At 65.4% G+C, this 15,945-nt stretch carries 11 protein-coding genes; 3 read left to right on the forward strand and 8 right to left on the reverse strand.

Going from position 1 to position 15,945, the window contains the following annotated elements; translation table 11 throughout:
• Positions 1-4: 4 nt before the first annotated feature.
• The 7 genes from mrdA to HZB53_14945 all read right to left on the reverse strand — a co-directional run bounded on the left by mrdA (position 5) and on the right by HZB53_14945 (position 8,413).
• Positions 5-2,335 carry a penicillin-binding protein 2 gene (mrdA, locus tag HZB53_14915; protein ID MBI5878939.1) on the reverse strand — a complete coding sequence of 777 codons (2,331 nt, stop codon included), beginning with the start codon at positions 2,333-2,335 and terminating at the stop codon, positions 5-7.
• A 77-nt stretch (positions 2,336-2,412) separates the two neighbouring features.
• Complete coding sequence (locus tag HZB53_14920) at positions 2,413-3,069, reverse strand: hypothetical protein (GenBank protein MBI5878940.1); 657 nt, start codon at positions 3,067-3,069, stop codon at positions 2,413-2,415.
• Positions 3,070-3,133: 64 nt separating this feature from the next.
• Positions 3,134-5,182, reverse strand: coding sequence for a hypothetical protein (locus HZB53_14925; protein ID MBI5878941.1), 2,049 nt, complete (start codon positions 5,180-5,182; stop codon positions 3,134-3,136).
• On the reverse strand, positions 5,176-5,676 hold the full coding sequence (gene mreD, locus HZB53_14930; protein MBI5878942.1) for a rod shape-determining protein MreD: 501 nt from the start codon (positions 5,674-5,676) through the stop codon (positions 5,176-5,178). The genes HZB53_14925 and mreD overlap by 7 nt, the downstream gene beginning before the upstream one ends.
• 25 nt (positions 5,677-5,701) lie before the next feature.
• Entirely contained in the window at positions 5,702-6,511 is an 810-nt protein-coding gene (mreC, locus tag HZB53_14935) for a rod shape-determining protein MreC (protein ID MBI5878943.1), read from the reverse strand.
• Positions 6,512-6,547: 36 nt separating this feature from the next.
• Positions 6,548-7,594 carry a rod shape-determining protein gene (locus HZB53_14940; GenBank protein ID MBI5878944.1) on the reverse strand — a complete coding sequence of 349 codons (1,047 nt, stop codon included), beginning with the start codon at positions 7,592-7,594 and terminating at the stop codon, positions 6,548-6,550.
• Between the two features lie 156 nt (positions 7,595-7,750).
• Positions 7,751-8,413, reverse strand: a complete 663-nt coding sequence (locus tag HZB53_14945) for a 50S ribosomal protein L25 (GenBank protein MBI5878945.1) — start codon at positions 8,411-8,413, stop codon at positions 7,751-7,753.
• Positions 8,414-8,917: 504 nt separating this feature from the next.
• Between HZB53_14945 and HZB53_14950 the strand changes: the two genes are divergently transcribed.
• The 3 genes from HZB53_14950 to HZB53_14960 all read left to right on the forward strand — a co-directional run bounded on the left by HZB53_14950 (position 8,918) and on the right by HZB53_14960 (position 14,390).
• Entirely contained in the window at positions 8,918-10,471 is a 1,554-nt protein-coding gene (locus HZB53_14950; GenBank protein MBI5878946.1) for a G5 domain-containing protein, read from the forward strand.
• Complete coding sequence (locus HZB53_14955) at positions 10,462-13,374, forward strand: O-antigen ligase family protein (GenBank protein MBI5878947.1); 2,913 nt, start codon at positions 10,462-10,464, stop codon at positions 13,372-13,374. The genes HZB53_14950 and HZB53_14955 overlap by 10 nt, the downstream gene beginning before the upstream one ends.
• Positions 13,375-13,448: 74 nt before the next feature.
• Positions 13,449-14,390 carry an SDR family oxidoreductase gene (locus HZB53_14960; protein ID MBI5878948.1) on the forward strand — a complete coding sequence of 314 codons (942 nt, stop codon included), beginning with the start codon at positions 13,449-13,451 and terminating at the stop codon, positions 14,388-14,390.
• 210 nt (positions 14,391-14,600) lie between these two features.
• Here HZB53_14960 and ftsZ read toward each other — a convergent pair whose 3' ends face one another.
• A complete protein-coding gene (gene ftsZ / locus HZB53_14965) occupies positions 14,601-15,785 on the reverse strand; it encodes a cell division protein FtsZ (GenBank protein ID MBI5878949.1) in 1,185 nt (394 codons plus the stop codon).
• Between the last annotated feature and the right edge of the window lie 160 nt (positions 15,786-15,945).

Consider the following 15,945-nt stretch of genomic DNA (forward strand, 5'->3'; position numbering starts at 1 on the left):
CGGCTCACTGCTCCTGGAACAGCACCGTGTATTTCACGCCCGGCTGAATTTGCAGCGTCAGTACGTCGGCGCTCTCGACGCCATCGATGGCCACGTGCCAATCGCGCGCTACATTGGGGCGCATTAGATCGTACTTAAACCAGCCGGTGGCGTCGGTGGCGACCCGCACTTCCGCATAGCCGCCGCCGTCGATCTTCAGCGTCACGCCGGCCATCGGGCGGCCGGCGCGGTCGCGTACCCAGCCAAACACTCCGGCCGTGGACAGCGTCCAGCTTTCCTGCGCGAGGATGCGGGTCGAGAAGACGCGCGGCGCGTCCGCCGGTTTGCGCGGCACGATCGCGCCGGCCTGTGGCGACTCGCCGCCCGCGCCAGCCGGTTTGGTCTGGTTCAGCACCGCGCTGCTCGGAAGCACGACGTCGGGCGCCAGCGGCGTATCGGGCGGCAAATGGAAGTACGCTTTCAGAAAATCGCCCGCGATTGGTACCGCCGTCTGCGAACCTTCGCCGCCGTTCTCGACGAACGCGACGAGCACGATCTGCGGGTTATCGAACGGAGCGAACGCCGTGAACCAGGCGTGCGTCGGCAGGCGGCCGTAGCGGTCGCGCGGGCCGGGAAACTCGGCGGTGCCGGTCTTGCCGGCCACCGGCACGGCGGCGAAGTTGATCGACGTCGCGGTGCCGCTCGTCACCACCGCGCGCAAGCCTTCGCGCACGATGGCGAGGTTGTCCGGCGAGACGGACACACGGCGGATCACCGTCGGGTCAAACTGGCGCAGGATACGCGAATCGGTGTCGAGCACCGCGCGCGCAATCTGCGGCTTGTAGAGCGTGCCGCCGTTCACCACGGCCGCCGTGGCGTTGAGCAGCTGCAGCGGCGTCCCCAGCAGGAACCCCTGGCCGATGCCCATGTTGTATGTGTCGCCCGTCACCCAGCCTTGCGCGTAGGTGAGGCGCTTCCAGCGGTCGGTCGGCACCAGACCGCGCGCCTCGCCCGGTATGCCGAGACCCGTGCGATCGCCGAAGCCGAAACTGAGAGCGTAGCTTGCCAGCCGTTTTTCGCCGAGGCCGTCAAAGTTATCCGGCGTGAAGCCGCCGCTGACTTCATAGAAGAAGATGTCCGACGACCAGGCCAGCGCGCTCACCACATTCATCAAGCCCAGCCCCTGCCGCGACCAGCCGTAAAACGGCTGCGCCAGACGCGGCTCATTGGGGTAGAACTTGTTGGGCACCCAGATCACACCGGAATCCACGATGCCGGTTGTGCGATCGACGACGCCTTCCTGCAGCGCCGCGGAGGCCGGCACGATCTTGAAGACCGATCCAAGCGGGTACTCGCCGCTGATGGCGCGGTTGAACAGCGGCAGATCGGGGTTGTTGATCAACGCGGCATAGTCGTCGCCGCCGATGCCGCCGGTGAACAGGTTGTCGTCATAGCTCGGCAGCGACACCATGGCGAGGATTTCGCCGGTATTCGGATTCATCGCGATCAGCGAACCGGCTTTGGCTTTGGACTTCTTCAGACCGGTCTTCAACGCTTCGACCGCCGCATTCTGCAGATAGCTGTCGATGGTCAGCACGAGATTCTTGCCGGGCGCCGCCTTCTGCTCGGCGAGCACGCGCACCTCGCGGCCGTTGGCGTCCACTTCGACGAGCCGCCGGCCTTTGCCGCCGCGCAGATCGTCCTCGAACATGGTCTCGACGCCGCTCAGGCCGATCTGGTCGTTGATCTCGTAGCCGCGATCCTGGAACTGCTTGTACAGGTCGGACGGGATGCCGCCCGTGTACCCGAGCACGTGCGCGATGTTTTCCTTGAAGGGGTACTGCCGCGACGGCTCGCGCACAATGTAAACGCCCGGCAGGTCGACGCGCATCTCCTCAATGACGTTCGCGATCTCCCGTTCGACATTCGGCTTGATCACGACGTAACCAAAAGGGTTGTACCTGTTCTCCTCAACGATCTCCTCGATGCCCTTGGGGATGCCGGGCCCGGTCGGCGGTTGCAGGGAGCCGTTGGCCGGCTTGGTTGCGGCCTTCGTGCTGACGGGAATCTTCAGCATCTGCGAGAGCGTCCCATAGAGCGCGGCCAACTGCATCTTGTCTTCCGGCAGATCGGCCGGCACGACGGCCACCGCATACGTCGGCGTGTTGCGCGCGAGGATCGCGCCGTTGCGATCGTAGATGACGCCACGCGGCGCGTTCTCCGACAGCAGCCGGTAACGGTTGTTCTCAGCCAAACGGCGGTACTGCTCGCCGTTACTGATCTGTATGGTGAAGAGTTGGAAGGCGATCGTCCCGAATGCGACAAGGATGATCAGCCGAAAAACAGCAAATTTCATTCGTTAGTGAAAAGGAGCGCGGTCCCCGCGCCTAAAATCGCATCGCCGCGCCTGCGCTGGTGCGGCGTTGTGGTGCATCACGGCTTGGTCACCGTCGCCAGATCGATCCATTCGGTGTCGCCGTCGACGCGCAGTTGCAGCCGGTATGCGCCCGCGGCCAGCGTGCCCGGGCACCAGAGCGCCCGGTTGTCGCGCACGCGCTCGCCGGCGGACCACGCCGTGGCCGCATACCGGTCGTTGGATGGCGCGCCTGTCTGCGCGCCGGCTTCGCGGCCCTGCGCATCGATCAGGCGAAGTGCCATGTGCGTATCCGGCAATGGCACGCGATCAGCTTGCCAGAATAGCGCAACGCGCAGAAAGTCATTGGCGGGCAGGCGCTCTTTGTCCAGCGAGTAGCCCAGCAGTCGCAGGCCGGTCGGGTACGCACGCTCCGCCGGATGCTGAATGTTCAGGGCGGCGAGCGACGCCGGGTTGCCTGCCGCGACGATATGCAGCGGTCCGATGCGCATCTGGTCGGGCGGTTCTCCGGCGGGCGGCTCCGCGCGCAAAAGCCGTGCTCCGTTGTGCGGATCGTAAAGGCCGACCGAGAGCCAGTAGTCGCCCGGCGGCGTCCCGGGCGGTATGTCGATCAAATGCCGGTCGACGTTGAACTCGCCTTCGCGCCACGTCGTTGTGGGCGCGCCACCCGGATGCAGGTTATCTTTCTGCGCGTACAGATTTGACCGCTCATCCACGACCTGCGCAAATGCCGAATATACAGTCGGGATTTCACGGCTGGCCTTCCAGTAGAGCGTCAGATCAACTGACCCACCGGATTCGACCCGGTCTGTGGCCAGAGAGTAGCCGAGCCATGTGATTCCGCCGTCTAGCTTGGCAGGATGAGGATACAGGTTTAGGATATTGTAGCGTATGTATATGTAAACCGTCAAAGGCCACGCGGAACGGCGTGTTGGCGCGGTCGACAATGCCAATCTTGAACACAAACAGCACAATGCCGAGGGCCGCGAAGAACTCGGGGCCTGGTAATTCGTCAAATCGACGAGTTGATCCAGATTCATTCGCCGTGGTCGTTGCCTTCGACGCACGCGATCTGCGCAAGACGGCCATAGTCGCGAGGAACAGAGCAGACAGCAGTGCAGTCACCATCGAGAGACCTGCGGCCGCATCGCGAACGGCCGTAGACGTGAAGCGCAGCGTGACGGTATGTGTGCCGGAAGGCACCGCAACCACGGTCAAGCCCTGACCTTCGCTCGCTGTGGTGACCACTGGCTGGTCGTCGATATACGCCTGCCAGCCGGGAAAGAAGAACTGCCGGAAGGTTGCCGTAAACGGCTGTGTCGCGCTGATTGTGAGCGCCGACGCCAGCGCCGAGACTTGCTGTGACAACACCTTGCTGCCGGCCGGCAGCGAGCGCGACTCGAAGCGCTGCGGGTTTTCGCCGTTTGCGATCGCTTCCTCAAATGCCGAGTTGCGCGGAACGAACTTGACCCAGACGGGCAGATACTCGCCGCTGGCGGTCGTGCCCAGCGCGCCGGTGCGGTGCTCATGTGCCAGCATATCGGCCAGACCGGGCTCGGGGTTCGTGGCCGGCTGTGGGCGCGGATACAGGAATGGCAGCGCCGACAGCACTAGTGCGACAATGACCGTCGCGGCCGTTGCGCCGCGCCAGCGCAGCGGCGCCTGCGCAAGCGCAAACGCGCCGAGCAGCGGTGCGCTAAGTGCGGCGATGGTCAGGAACCGGTGCGGGAACTGGAGCGACGGCAGCAACGCAATGCCCTCCCATACAGCGAGTGAAGATGGCAGCGTCATCCAGAGCGAGCCGGCGAGAAAGAGCGCGATGAAAAGAAACGCGCCCAAAGGCGTTGCGCGCTGGCGAGACATTACGCTATGCCGGAGCAGCAGGCCCATGCCCGCCACCGCCAGCAGGCACTGCACGGGGCCGAGCGTGTTGACCAGATCGGGATTGATGCGCCCGATCTCGGCCGGCGCGGGCCACGCGAACCAGTCGGCCACACTCAAGAAGTGCGTGCGAAAATCGAAGTCGGGCGGAATCACCAATCGCCATGTCTGCACATACGCCGTCTCGGAAATGGCGGGCAACCAGAAGAAGGCGGAGAGGCCAAGCCCGACAGCGAGTGCGCCTACGGCGCCCGCTGCCCGAAGCAGGCGAATGCGAACCGCTTCCGACGGGGCGAAGACCACGTACGACACCGCGGCCGTCCCGGCGACCGGCATCAACAGGAGCGCCGAGACGTTATGGGCCAGCATGAGTGCGGCGGCGCCGAGCGTTGCCGCGACCAGATGCCGCAGATGGCCCTCGCAATGCCAGCGGTGCAGCGCCCACAACAGAAACGGCGCGAGCGCAAAGGCCAGCACGGTGCCCCACGCGCTGCGGTAGAAGTTGTCGTAGATGTGTGTCGGCGCGTAGCCGTAGGCGAGGGCAGCGACGAGCGCGCCGTGCCGGCTGCCGCTCAGGTTGAGCGCGAGCGCGTACATCGCCCACGCGCCGGCCAGCGTGCACGCGATGAAGAACAGCGTTGCCGTGTCCGCATACGTCACGCCGAACGCGTGCACCAGCGCGCTCAGGTAATAGGCGAGCGGCGCGTAGAAATTGAAGATCGGGTATCCAAAGCCGAAGACGAAGTCGGGCGCCCAGCGCGGGTACCATTCGCCCTGCCGCAGCAGATGATCGAGCTCGACCAGCCGGTAGAGGTGCAGCAGCCCGTCGAACGATGCGGCCAGCGAGGTGTACGAGAACGGGTGCAGGCCGACGAGCAGCAGTGCGGCCACCGCCAGCGGATCACGCCACCGGCGCATCGGGGCGAGGGCGGGGCGATCGTTTACCACCGCAGTTGCTCGCGCCCGTAGGAGCGGCTCAACCAGCGAATGGGCCGGAACACCAGCGGGCTGGCGATCAGGTTGAGCACCAGGGACGGGGCCAGGATGGAGATGATGGCGCTATCGAGCGCCAGCGCGTTTCCGCTCAGGAGCAGATACGCGCAGTGGGCGGCAAAGACGACGACGGTCAGCGCTGCGATGATGAGCACCGGCAGGACGAAGTTCGTGCGGAATACGCGCGCCTCGCCGAGACCCGCGAGGTAGCCGGCCGCGGTCAACACCAGCGCGTTCAGTCCGAGCGGCACGCCGGAGACCACATCGAGCGCCAGCCCGCCGAAGAAGCCCCAGACCAGACCTTCGCGCGAGCCGCGCTGCAATGCCCATGCGACGATGGTCAGCAGCATGACGTCGGGGTGCAATGTGCTGGGGTCGACCCGCGTCAGGATGGAGGACTGCAAGATGGCCAGCAGTCCCAGCAGGGCGACCGCCGCGTAGAGGCTCATGATCCGATGCGTCCGAAAGCGCGCGTCATTCGGCCGGGAAGTTGATGATCACGAAGACCGATTCGATCGCCTGGAAATCGACCGACGGGCGAATGTCGGCCGTCTGAAACGCATCCACATCCTGGCCGCGAATCGACTGCACCTGGCCGATGACCAGGCCCTTCGGGAAATGGCCGCCGAGGCCGGACGTGAGGACGATGTAGCCGTTGGACAGCTTCTCGCCTTGCGGCACGAACTGCAAGACCAGCCCGCCGCCGACCGTGCCCTGCACGACGCCGCTCGCGCGCGATTCCTGCGCCCGCGCGTTGACCGAGCTGGCCAGATCGGTAATCAGCATGACTTTCGATGATTTGACGGCCACCTCGCGCACCTGGCCGATCAGTCCGCGCGCCGTCACCACCGGCATGCCTTTGCCGACGCCGTCGGCCGAGCCGCGGTCAATGACGATGAAGCGAATCAGCGGGTTGGGGTCGCGGCCGATCACATCGGCGGCCATCAACCGGTAGTTCTGGTTGGCCTGCTTGAAACCGAGCATCTCGCGCAGCGTTTCGTTTTCCTGCTCTTTTTCGCGGAGCTGGGTGTTGTCGACCAGCAACTGGTCGATCATGGCCTGGCGTTCCTCGAAGCGTTGCCGCCACTCGGCGGCGTCGCGGAAGCCGGCGAACGGGCCCTCGATGACGCGCCACGCGCCGCTGGTGACGCCTTGCAGCGGTGAGAAGAACGCGGCCAGCAGGTCTTCGGCCGGACGCAAGACGTTCAGTTGATGCAGGAATATCAGCAAGGCTGAAACCAGCAAGAGGATGAAGAGGAGCGGTTCCGAGCGTAGGCGAGACATCGTGAACCCGGGCGGCCGGCGACCGCCGCGCGCGGTCTAGCGCATGGCCGCGGGGCTGCGGCGCCCGGGCACGGCCAGCACCTTCGCGTACAGATCGAGGTCCTGCAGCACGGCGCCGCCGCCGCGCACCACGCAGGTCAGCGGATCGTCCGCGACAAAGACGTGGATCTTGGTTTCCTCGCTGAGCCGCTCGGCCAGGCCAAGCAGCATCGAGCCGCCGCCGGCCAGCGCGATGCCGGACTCCATCAGGTCGGATACGAGTTCCGGGGGGGTGTCGTCAATCGCCGAGCGCACCACCGAGACGATGGTCTGCACGGAGCCGGACAGCGCCTCGCGCACCTCGACGGTCGAAATCTCGACCGCTTCGGGCAGGCCGGTAATCAGGTTGCGGCCGCGCAGCGTCATCGTCCGCTCTTCTTCCAGCGGGTAGGCGGAGCCGATGGCCATCTTGATCGACTCGGCCATGCGCTCGCCGACGAGCAGGTTATATTTCTGGCGCGCGTAACTGACGATGTCCTCGTTCATCTCGTCGCCGGCCACGCGCAGGGACCGTGACACCACGATGCCGCCGAGCGACAATACGGCGACCTCGGTCGTGCCGCCGCCGATATCGACGATCATGCTGCCGATCGCATCGGTGACGGGCAACCCGGCGCCGATGGCGGCGGCCATCGGCTCTTCGATCAGAAACGCTTCGCGTGCGCCGGCGCTCATGGTCGCATCCTGCACGGCGCGGCGCTCCACTTCGGTGACGCCGCTGGGGATGCCGACCACCACGCGCGGGCGCGGCAGGCTCATCAGGCGGCTGGTGTGCACTTTCTTGATGAAGTGCTTCAGCATCTGCTCGGTGATGTCGAAATCGGAGATAACGCCGTCGCGCAGCGGCCGGATCGCCACGATATTGGCCGGCGTGCGGCCGACCATCTTCTTGGCGTCGGCCCCGATGGCGAGAACCCGCTTGGACTTCTTGTCGATGGCGACGACGGACGGCTCGTTGATGACGATGCCCTTGCCGCGCACAAGAACCAGGGTGTTTGCTGTGCCGAGGTCGATACTGATGTCTGCTGAGAACAGCCCCAGCAGTGCGTTGAATGGATTGAACACGAAGCGGATAACCTCCAGGGACAGCCGCGATTATACCATCCGAAGCAGAGACAGCAAAAGTGGGGCTGTGCGCCCCACTTTTGATAATGCATAAACATGAATGGGGCGATCCCGCAGCGATCGCCCCGTTCGATGCTATTTCTTCTCTTCGGCGCCTTCCTCTTCTTCACCCTCAGCCACCTTCTCCTTCTTGATGATCTCCACCTCGGCGGTGGTCTCCTCGGTGGCTTCAGTCAGCGTCTCTTCCTTCATCGCCACGATCAGGGTAACGGTCTCGCCGCCATCGGTGATGATGCGCACCGTCTCCGGCACCTTCAGATCCTTGACGTGAATGGCCAAGTTGGTCGTGGTCAACTGCGCCAGGTCGACCGTGATCGAGTCGATCAAGTCGGCAGGCAGCGCCTCGATCTGCACCGATTCGCGCGAGCGCAGGATCATGCCGAGGCCGGCCTTGACGGCGGACGAATCACCCGAAAAGTGCAGCGGTACGGAGAGCGTGATCTTCTCGCTCATGATGACTTCCTGGAAGTCAGCATGCAGGATAGTGCGAGTCAGCGGATGCTGCTGAACGTCGCGCGCGAGACTCATGTGCGGCTGGCCGTCGATCTGGAGCTTGACAAGCCGAAAACCGCCGGCCTGTTTCAGCGTCTTCAGGAGGGCGCGGCCCTCGATCTGCAGCGCCTGCGGCTCGCGATGATGCCCGTAGAGCACCACGGGCACCAGGCCCTTGCGGCGCAACTGACTGACCTGCTTGCCCATAATGGTTCGCGGCTCGGCCGCCAAAACGATGTCTGCCATGTGTCCCTCGATCTGCTTTGTTCGTAATCCGGCGGCCGGATGGCGCCGGGATAATGACGTTCTTATCTTTTCCGACGAAAGATTATAACATGGTTCAGCGAGGCGGCAAAAAATCAGGCGCATTGGAATCGCCTCTATGCCTGTTTTCATGTAATATAAGCGCGTTGTACTTGTTTGCTCGGTAGTTGTCATGAGTGCGTAACCGGCAGTACACAGCTTGGGCGTTGATCGATAAGTTGACCGGCTCGATCGCGTGGGATGACGCCCCAGGCACACTCACTCAAATCAGCAACCCCACCCCTGGCCCCTTCTCCCCCGCAACGCGGGGGAGAAGGGGCCAGGGGATGAGGGGGGTGAGACACTCCCGGTAAGCTCTGCATTGAGAGTTCAAGACGGGTCGTGCCAGAGATTTCGCACATGCCACCAGCACATGGTTATCTGAGCCGGATACGCGGAAATGCCAACGAATTTGCGTCGTTAGACGCGGTAAGCAAATACAACGCGATGTCTCTGCGTCGGGCGCGCGGCGCCCTCTCCGGCTTGCTGCTCGCTTGCATTTTCGCCTGGCTGTTCGCCTGCGCACCGCGCCCGGTCGAAAAATATGTTGTGATCGAGGTCGACGGCAAGCAGATCCAGCGCCAGACACAGGCGGTGACCGTGGCCGATGCGCTGCTGGAAGCGCGCGTCCAGCTCGGGCCGCTTGATCGCGTATCGCCCGACCTGGTCGAGCCGGCCGAGCGGAGCGCCCGCATCATCGTCACGCGCGTCCGCGAAGAAACCGAGGTCGAAACGCGCCTGCTGCCGTTCCGGCGTACCGTCCTGCGCGACGAAGCGCTGTCCGATGGCATCTCGCGCGTGCTCCAGTTGGGCGTCAACGGCACCGAAGAGCTGCGCTACAAAGCGATCTTCGAGAACGGTGTGGAGATCTCGCGCGATCTGGTGTCGCAGGCGGCCACGGTGATCCCGCGCGAGGAGATCGTGCTGGTCGGCGCGAAAGGCACACTGACGAGTGTGCCGGTCACCGGCACGCTGTTCTACGCGAGCAATGCGAACGCCTGGATCATGCGCGATTTTTCGGGCGCCAAGCGACCGCTTACTTTTTCGGGCGACCTGGACGGGCGCGTGTTCGCCGTGGCCCCGGACGGCGGGCGGCTGCTGTTCACGCGCGGCGCGACCGTCGGCGGCGCGGTCGGCGCGGTTGGGCCGCTCAACTCGCTCTGGACGGTGGACACGCGGATTCTCGGCGAGGCGGCCGCGCCGCTCGGCCTGGACAACGTGCTGTTCGCCGAGTGGATCACCGGCACGCAGATCATCTTCTCGTCGGGCGAGCGCACGGTGGGCGCGCCGGGCTGGAAGGCGCACAACGACCTCTGGCTGTATGACACCATCAGCAAGACCCGCAAGTTGCTGCTGCCGCCGATGACCGGCTTTGCTTACGGTTACTGGGGCGTGACGTGGGCGCTCTCACCCGACCGCCGGCGCGTGGTATATGCGAGCGCCGACGAGATCGGGCTTGTCGACGTGCCGTCAGGCGTCCGCACGGTATTGCAGGCGCTGCCGGTGTATCAGACGCGCGCAGGTTGGGTCTGGACGCCCGATGTTACCTGGTCGCCGGACGGCCGGCTCATCCTCGCGACGCTGCACGCGCCGCCACCCGGCACGACCGACCCCGAGCGCGCCGAAACGTTCGACGTCTGGGCGATTCAGCCGGGCGGCGCATTTGCCGCGCCGCTGGCGCCCGCGGCCGGCATGTTGTCCAATGCCGCGTGGTCGCGGCAGGATCGGATCGCGTACGGGCAGGCGCACAACCCGCAACAGAGCGCCGACGGCCAGTATGATATCTTCATCATGGATGTGGATGGCAGCAACAAGGTGCGCATCTTCCCGGCAACGGGCGATCGCGGTGTGACCAACCCGCAGATGGCCTGGTCGGCGGACGGCCGCTGGGTCGTTGTCCTTCAGGATGGTAACCTGTACCAGGCGGATACACAGACCGGCGGCAAGGGCGTGCAGCAATTGACGACCGACGGCGGCGGGACACTGGTGCGATGGCGCTAAGGCTCAACTGGCGAATCTGGCTGGCGCTGGCTGCGTTGCTGGCTGGCTGGTGGGCGGGTGGGCTTATCGCGTCGGTCACCGCGCCGCGCGGTGCGGTGTTGGGGCCGCCGCCAGCCGTGGCACACTCCGACCGTTCGCTCGGCATCAATGTCAACTCCGCGACGTTTGCGGCGGCGGATGCCGAACGCGTCAAGGCGATTGGCGTGCGCTGGCTGCGCGTCAACGGTGCGCCGCCATCCGAGTGGCTGGACCGCGTGCGCGCACAAGGGCTGCGGGTGCTCGTCGTGCTGCCGGCCTCACCCGAGGCGCTGCCGGCCGTTCGCGGCGATAGTGATCTGTACTTCCACGACTGGCGCGAGGCAGGGCGGCGCGCGCGCGACATCGCCATATCTCTTCGCGGCCGCGTCGACGCCTATCAGATCGGCGACGAGCCCAACCTCGCCGCGCGCTGGGGCGGCGGGTTCCCGAACCCGGCAGACTACGCCGTGCTGCTGCGCGAAGCGGCTATCAACATCCGCGACGCGGATCCGGATGCGTTGATCGTCAGCGCGGCGCTGGCGCCGACGACGGAGAGCGGCCCGCTCAACCTGAACGAGCCGGCGTTCCTGCGCCAGATGTATCGCGCCGGCGCGCGCGACTTCTTCGATGTGTTAGGGGCGGAGCCGTTCGGCTTCTGGAGCGGCCCGGACGACCGCCGCGTCTCGGGCGATACGCTTAACTTCTCGCGGTTGATCCTTCTGCGTGACGTGATGGCGGCCAACAACGATAGCGGCAAAGCGATCTGGGCCACGTCCTTTGGCTGGTATGTCAAAGGAGAAACCGACTCACCCTATGGCGGCGACAGCGCCGAGCGGCAGAGCACGCGCACGCTGGATGCGATCGAGCGCGCGCGCGACGAGTGGCCGTGGCTCGGGCCGCTTATGCTGGCGCGCTGGCAGCCGGAAAGCGCATCCGATGTACGGCGCGGCTTCGCGCTCGTCGATTCGTCGGGCGCGCCGACAGCGCTGTTGACTGCGCTCTCTCAACCCGCCGGTTCGCCGCACGCAACGGTCGGACGCCACGCGCCGGACGATCCGGCGGCGACCTACCCGCAGTCATGGCGTGTCACGGCGAGCGGTGCCGATGTCGCGCAGGGCGATGCAACACCTGCGCGCATTGCATTTCGCGGCACCCGCTTTGACCTGACGGTACGTAGAGGAATGTACGAAGGCGATCTGTTCGTCACGGTCGATGGCCGGCCGGCCAATGCGTTGCCGCGCGACGGGCAGGGGCGCGCCTACCTCGTGCTATATGATCCGCTTGGCGCGACCGTCGATGTTACCGTGGCCAGCGGATTGCCGGACGGCGAGCATCAGGTCGAGATCGTGCCGCAGGGTGGGTGGGGGCAGTGGTCGATTGCGGGTTGGGCGGTCGCGCGCGAGCGCGACGACAACCTGGTCCGCTGGGGGGCGGCGCTGGCCGGCGCGCTGCTTGTGTTGATCGCCACATCCGCACCGACAGCGTCGCTGGCGCGGCGCGCGGCTGCGCCGGCCGCCGTCATGGCGTTGCGCATCGCGCCCCTGCTGCGCCCGGCGGCACGCTTTGTGGTTCCGGCGGTACTGCTGCTCGGCGCGGCGCTCTATCTGTCGCCGAGTGTGCTGATCTCCTTTGCGCTGATCGTCGTGCTGTTTGTGCTGATCTGCGCGCGGCTGGATGCCGGGCTGGCGCTGGTTGCGCTGGCAATTCCATTCTATCTTCAGCCGAAGGCACTGGTCGGCGGATCGTACGCGGTGGTCGAAATCGCGCTGGGGCTGTGCGTTGCGGCGTTTGTGGCGCAGCGGGTCACGCGCATAAATACCTGGTCATGGCAGGCTTTGTGGGCTGCAGTGGCCGCATACCGCCCGGCGGCGCTCGACCGAGTCGTGCTACTGTGGATTGTTGCTGGTGCGGTGGGCGTGTTGGTGGCCGAAAACACAGGCGTCGCCAATCGCGAGTTCCGCGTCGTGTTCATTGAGCCGGCGCTGTACTATGTGCTGATTCGCTGGTCGGGCACGGCGGTCGCGCCGTTGGCCGATGCGTTTCTGGCCGGCGCGGCGCTGGTCGCCGGCAAAGCGGTCAGCGACTGGTTCACGCATGTCGATCTGATCGCGGCCGAGGGCGTCATGCGCGCGCGCAGCGTGTACTTCTCGCCGAACAACCTCGCCCTGTACCTCGACCGGGCCGCTCCAGTTGCGCTGGCGCTCGCGCTGTTTGGGGGCGGCGGACTGGTGCGCCGCTTGGTGTATGCCGCAAGTGGCGTGCTGCTTCTGGTCGCGTTGTATCTAACGTACGCCCGCGGCGCGTGGCTGCTGGCGGCGCCGGCCGCGCTGCTGTTGATCGGCCTGGCGCGCGGACGGCGCGTCATGATCGGCGCGGTCGCGGCGCTGGCGGCTCTGGCGCTGGCGCTATTGCCGGTGCTGGGCACCACGCGCCTGCAATCGCTGTTCGACCTGACGGGCGGCACGACGTTCATTCGCGTGCAGTTGTGGCAGGCCGCTTTGGCCATGCTGCGTGATCACTGGCTGCTCGGCGTGGGGCCGGACAACTTCCTGTACCAGTATCGCACACACTACATCCTGCCCGGCGCTTTTGCCGAGGCGGGGTTGAGCCATCCACACAACGTCCTGCTCGATTTCTGGACGCGGCTCGGCGTGCCTGGGTTGGTGCTGCTGGCGGCCCTGCTCGTCGTCTTCTGGCGCGCGGCATGGCGGCGCTATCGCGCGCTGCCGGACGGCACACCACGCGCGCTGGTGCTCGGCTGGATGGCGGCGATGGCGGCGTCGCTGGCGCATGGGCTGATCGACAATTCGTTCTTCCTGGTCGATCTGGCGTTTGTGCTCATGCTGGGGCTGGCCACCATCGCCAGCCATCCGCCGGGCGATTGATTACACACTCGGACGTGCGTGCCTGTATAATTGAGGGGCTGAATCAAGGTTGAACTGTCTGGAGGGCATCTTTCATGCGTATCGTCATCACCGGCGGCGCGGGGTTTATCGGATCCCATCTGTGTGATCGGTTCCTGGCGGAAGGGCATGCGGTCGTCGCCATGGACAACCTGATCACGGGAAGCATCGACAACGTCGCGCATCTGGCCGGGCATGAGCGTTTCCGTTTCATCAAGCAGGATGTCACGGAGTACATATACATTGACGGCCCGGTCGACGTCGTCATGCACTTCGCGTCGCCGGCCAGCCCGGCGTCGTATCTCGAGCTGCCGATTCAGACGCTGAAGGTCGGCGCGCTGGGCACGCACAAGACGCTCGGCCTGGCGCGCGCGAAAAAGGCGCGCTACTTCCTCGCCTCGACGTCGGAAGTGTACGGCGACCCGAAGATTCATCCCCAGCCGGAGACGTACTGGGGTAACGTAAACCCGATCGGCCCGCGCGGCGTGTACGACGAGGCGAAGCGTTTTGCCGAGTCGATGACGATGGCGTACCACCGCTTCCACGGGCTCGACACGCGCATCGTGCGCATCTTCAACACCTATGGCCCGCGCATGGCGCTGAGCGACGGCCGCGTGATTCCGAACTTCGTCGGGCAGGCGCTGCGCCACGAGCCGCTGACGGTGTATGGCGACGGCAAGCAGACACGGTCATTCACCTACGTCGATGACCTGGTGGAAGGCATCTACCGGCTGCTGATGTCGAACGAACACGAGCCGACCAATATCGGTAACCCGAACACCGAGCTCAGCATGATCGAGGCGGCGCAGTTGATCAACCGGCTGTCGGGCAACCCGGCCGGCATTGTGTTCAAAGACATGCGCAGCACGGACGACCCGCAGGTGCGGCGGCCCGATATCACGAAGGCGCGGCAGGTGCTAAACTGGGAGCCGGGCGTTTCGGCCGAAGAGGGTCTGGGGCGGACGATCGAGTGGTTCCGAAAAAGGATGAATGTCTAGCCCGATTTGCGCGAAGACAAAACGGCGCGCAGGAGCATTGGCTCCTGCGCGCTTTGTTTTGCTTCGCCCGGAAAAAGCTTGGGCGCGCCCGTGCTGAACGGCCTGGCCGACCACGCCGTCGGCCTGCCGTTCACCAGCGCACGAGCGCGCCCGCTGAAGGAGACAGAGGGTTGGCTGTGACGGGGCGGCGCCGCGCGCCGCCGTTGGCTGCTATCGCCGGCGCAGGAACGCCGGGATGTCCAGATCCGACGGATCGAAGCTTGGCGTCGGGAACTGTTTCATCTTGCCGCGCTCCGGCGCGGGCACCGGCACGCTGGGCGCCTGGCTCTGCGGCGGCAGCGACACGGGCAACGCATGCGACGCCGTCGAGTGTGAAGCGCGCTTGGACACGCCGTCAAAACCGGTGGCAATGACCGTGATGCGCACTTCGTCCTTCAACGCCGGGTCGATCACCGCGCCGAAGATCATGTTGACGTTCGGGTCGGTCATGCTGCGGATAATTTCGGCCGCCTCGTTGACCTCGAACAGACTCAGGTCGGAGCCGCCCGTGACGTTGAACAGCACACCGCGCGCGCCGTCGATCGTCATGTCGAGCAGCGGCGAACGGACAGCGGCCTGCGCGGCGTCCACCGCCCGCGACTCACCGGTGCCGTGGCCGACGGCCATCAGCGCCGTGCCACGCTCTTGCATGATCGCGCGCACGTCGGCGAAGTCCAGAGTGATGAGGCCGGGCACCGTGATCAACTCGCTGATGCCCTGGATGCCCTGGTGCAGAACGTCGTCGGCCAGGCGGAAGGCGGCCTGCAGCGAGGCGCGCTTGTCCACGATTTCAAGCAGGCGGTCGTTGGGAATCACGATCAGCGAATCGACCTGCTCCTTTAGCGCTTCGAGACCGGCTTCGGCCGATGCGCGGCGGCGCGCGCCTTCGAAGTTGAACGGGCGCGTGACGACGCCGATGGTGAGCGCACCGCTTTCGCGCGCCAGTTTGGCGACAATCGGCGCGGCGCCGGTGCCGGTGCCGCCGCCGAGCCCGGCGGTGATGAACACCATGTCGGCGTCCTTCACCGAGTCATACAGATCATCCGACGATTCTTCGGCGGCCTTCATGCCGATCGTCGGATCGCCGCCGGCGCCGAGGCCGCGCGTCAGCTTGTCGCCGATGCGGACTTTCTTGGACGCCTTGGTCAGCAGCAGCGCCTGCGCGTCGGTGTTCACCGTGATGAACTCGACGCCGGGCAAGCCCTCTTCGATCATACGGTTGACGGCGTTGCTGCCGCCGCCGCCGACACCGATCACCTTGATCTGCGCGAAGTTGCCTTCGTACGCAGGCTGGGCCGCCGCGGGCGTGCTTTGCGGCGGTGTGGGCGCGTGCTGTGCCTCTCTGCGAGTGCTCATACGTGTCTCCTTCACCAATATAGTAAGAAGGTTGCCAGCCAGTTCACTCCCCATATTGTGGCCAAATCGGCGTGTAAACCACAATATAGGGACAAGTGCCCAAATTGTACGTCAGGACCGCATAAAAGACAAGTGCTACTGGTGCGATGCATCTTGCGCA

It is taken from the genome of Chloroflexota bacterium (assembly GCA_016235055.1).
Taxonomy (GTDB): Bacteria; Chloroflexota; Anaerolineae; order JACRMK01; family JACRMK01; genus JACRMK01.

Coding starts and splice junctions, on each gene's coding strand:
- HZB53_14955 (MBI5878947.1), top strand. CDS start 10,462: ATGGCGCTAAGGCTCAACTGGCGAATCTGGCTGGCGCTGGCTGCGTTG.
- mrdA (MBI5878939.1), bottom strand. CDS start 2,335: ATGAAATTTGCTGTTTTTCGGCTGATCATCCTTGTCGCATTCGGGACG.
- mreD (MBI5878942.1), bottom strand. CDS start 5,676: ATGAGCCTCTACGCGGCGGTCGCCCTGCTGGGACTGCTGGCCATCTTG.
- mreC (MBI5878943.1), bottom strand. CDS start 6,511: ATGTCTCGCCTACGCTCGGAACCGCTCCTCTTCATCCTCTTGCTGGTT.
- HZB53_14960 (MBI5878948.1), top strand. CDS start 13,449: ATGCGTATCGTCATCACCGGCGGCGCGGGGTTTATCGGATCCCATCTG.
- HZB53_14945 (MBI5878945.1), bottom strand. CDS start 8,413: ATGGCAGACATCGTTTTGGCGGCCGAGCCGCGAACCATTATGGGCAAG.
- ftsZ (MBI5878949.1), bottom strand. CDS start 15,785: ATGAGCACTCGCAGAGAGGCACAGCACGCGCCCACACCGCCGCAAAGC.
- HZB53_14950 (MBI5878946.1), top strand. CDS start 8,918: ATGTCTCTGCGTCGGGCGCGCGGCGCCCTCTCCGGCTTGCTGCTCGCT.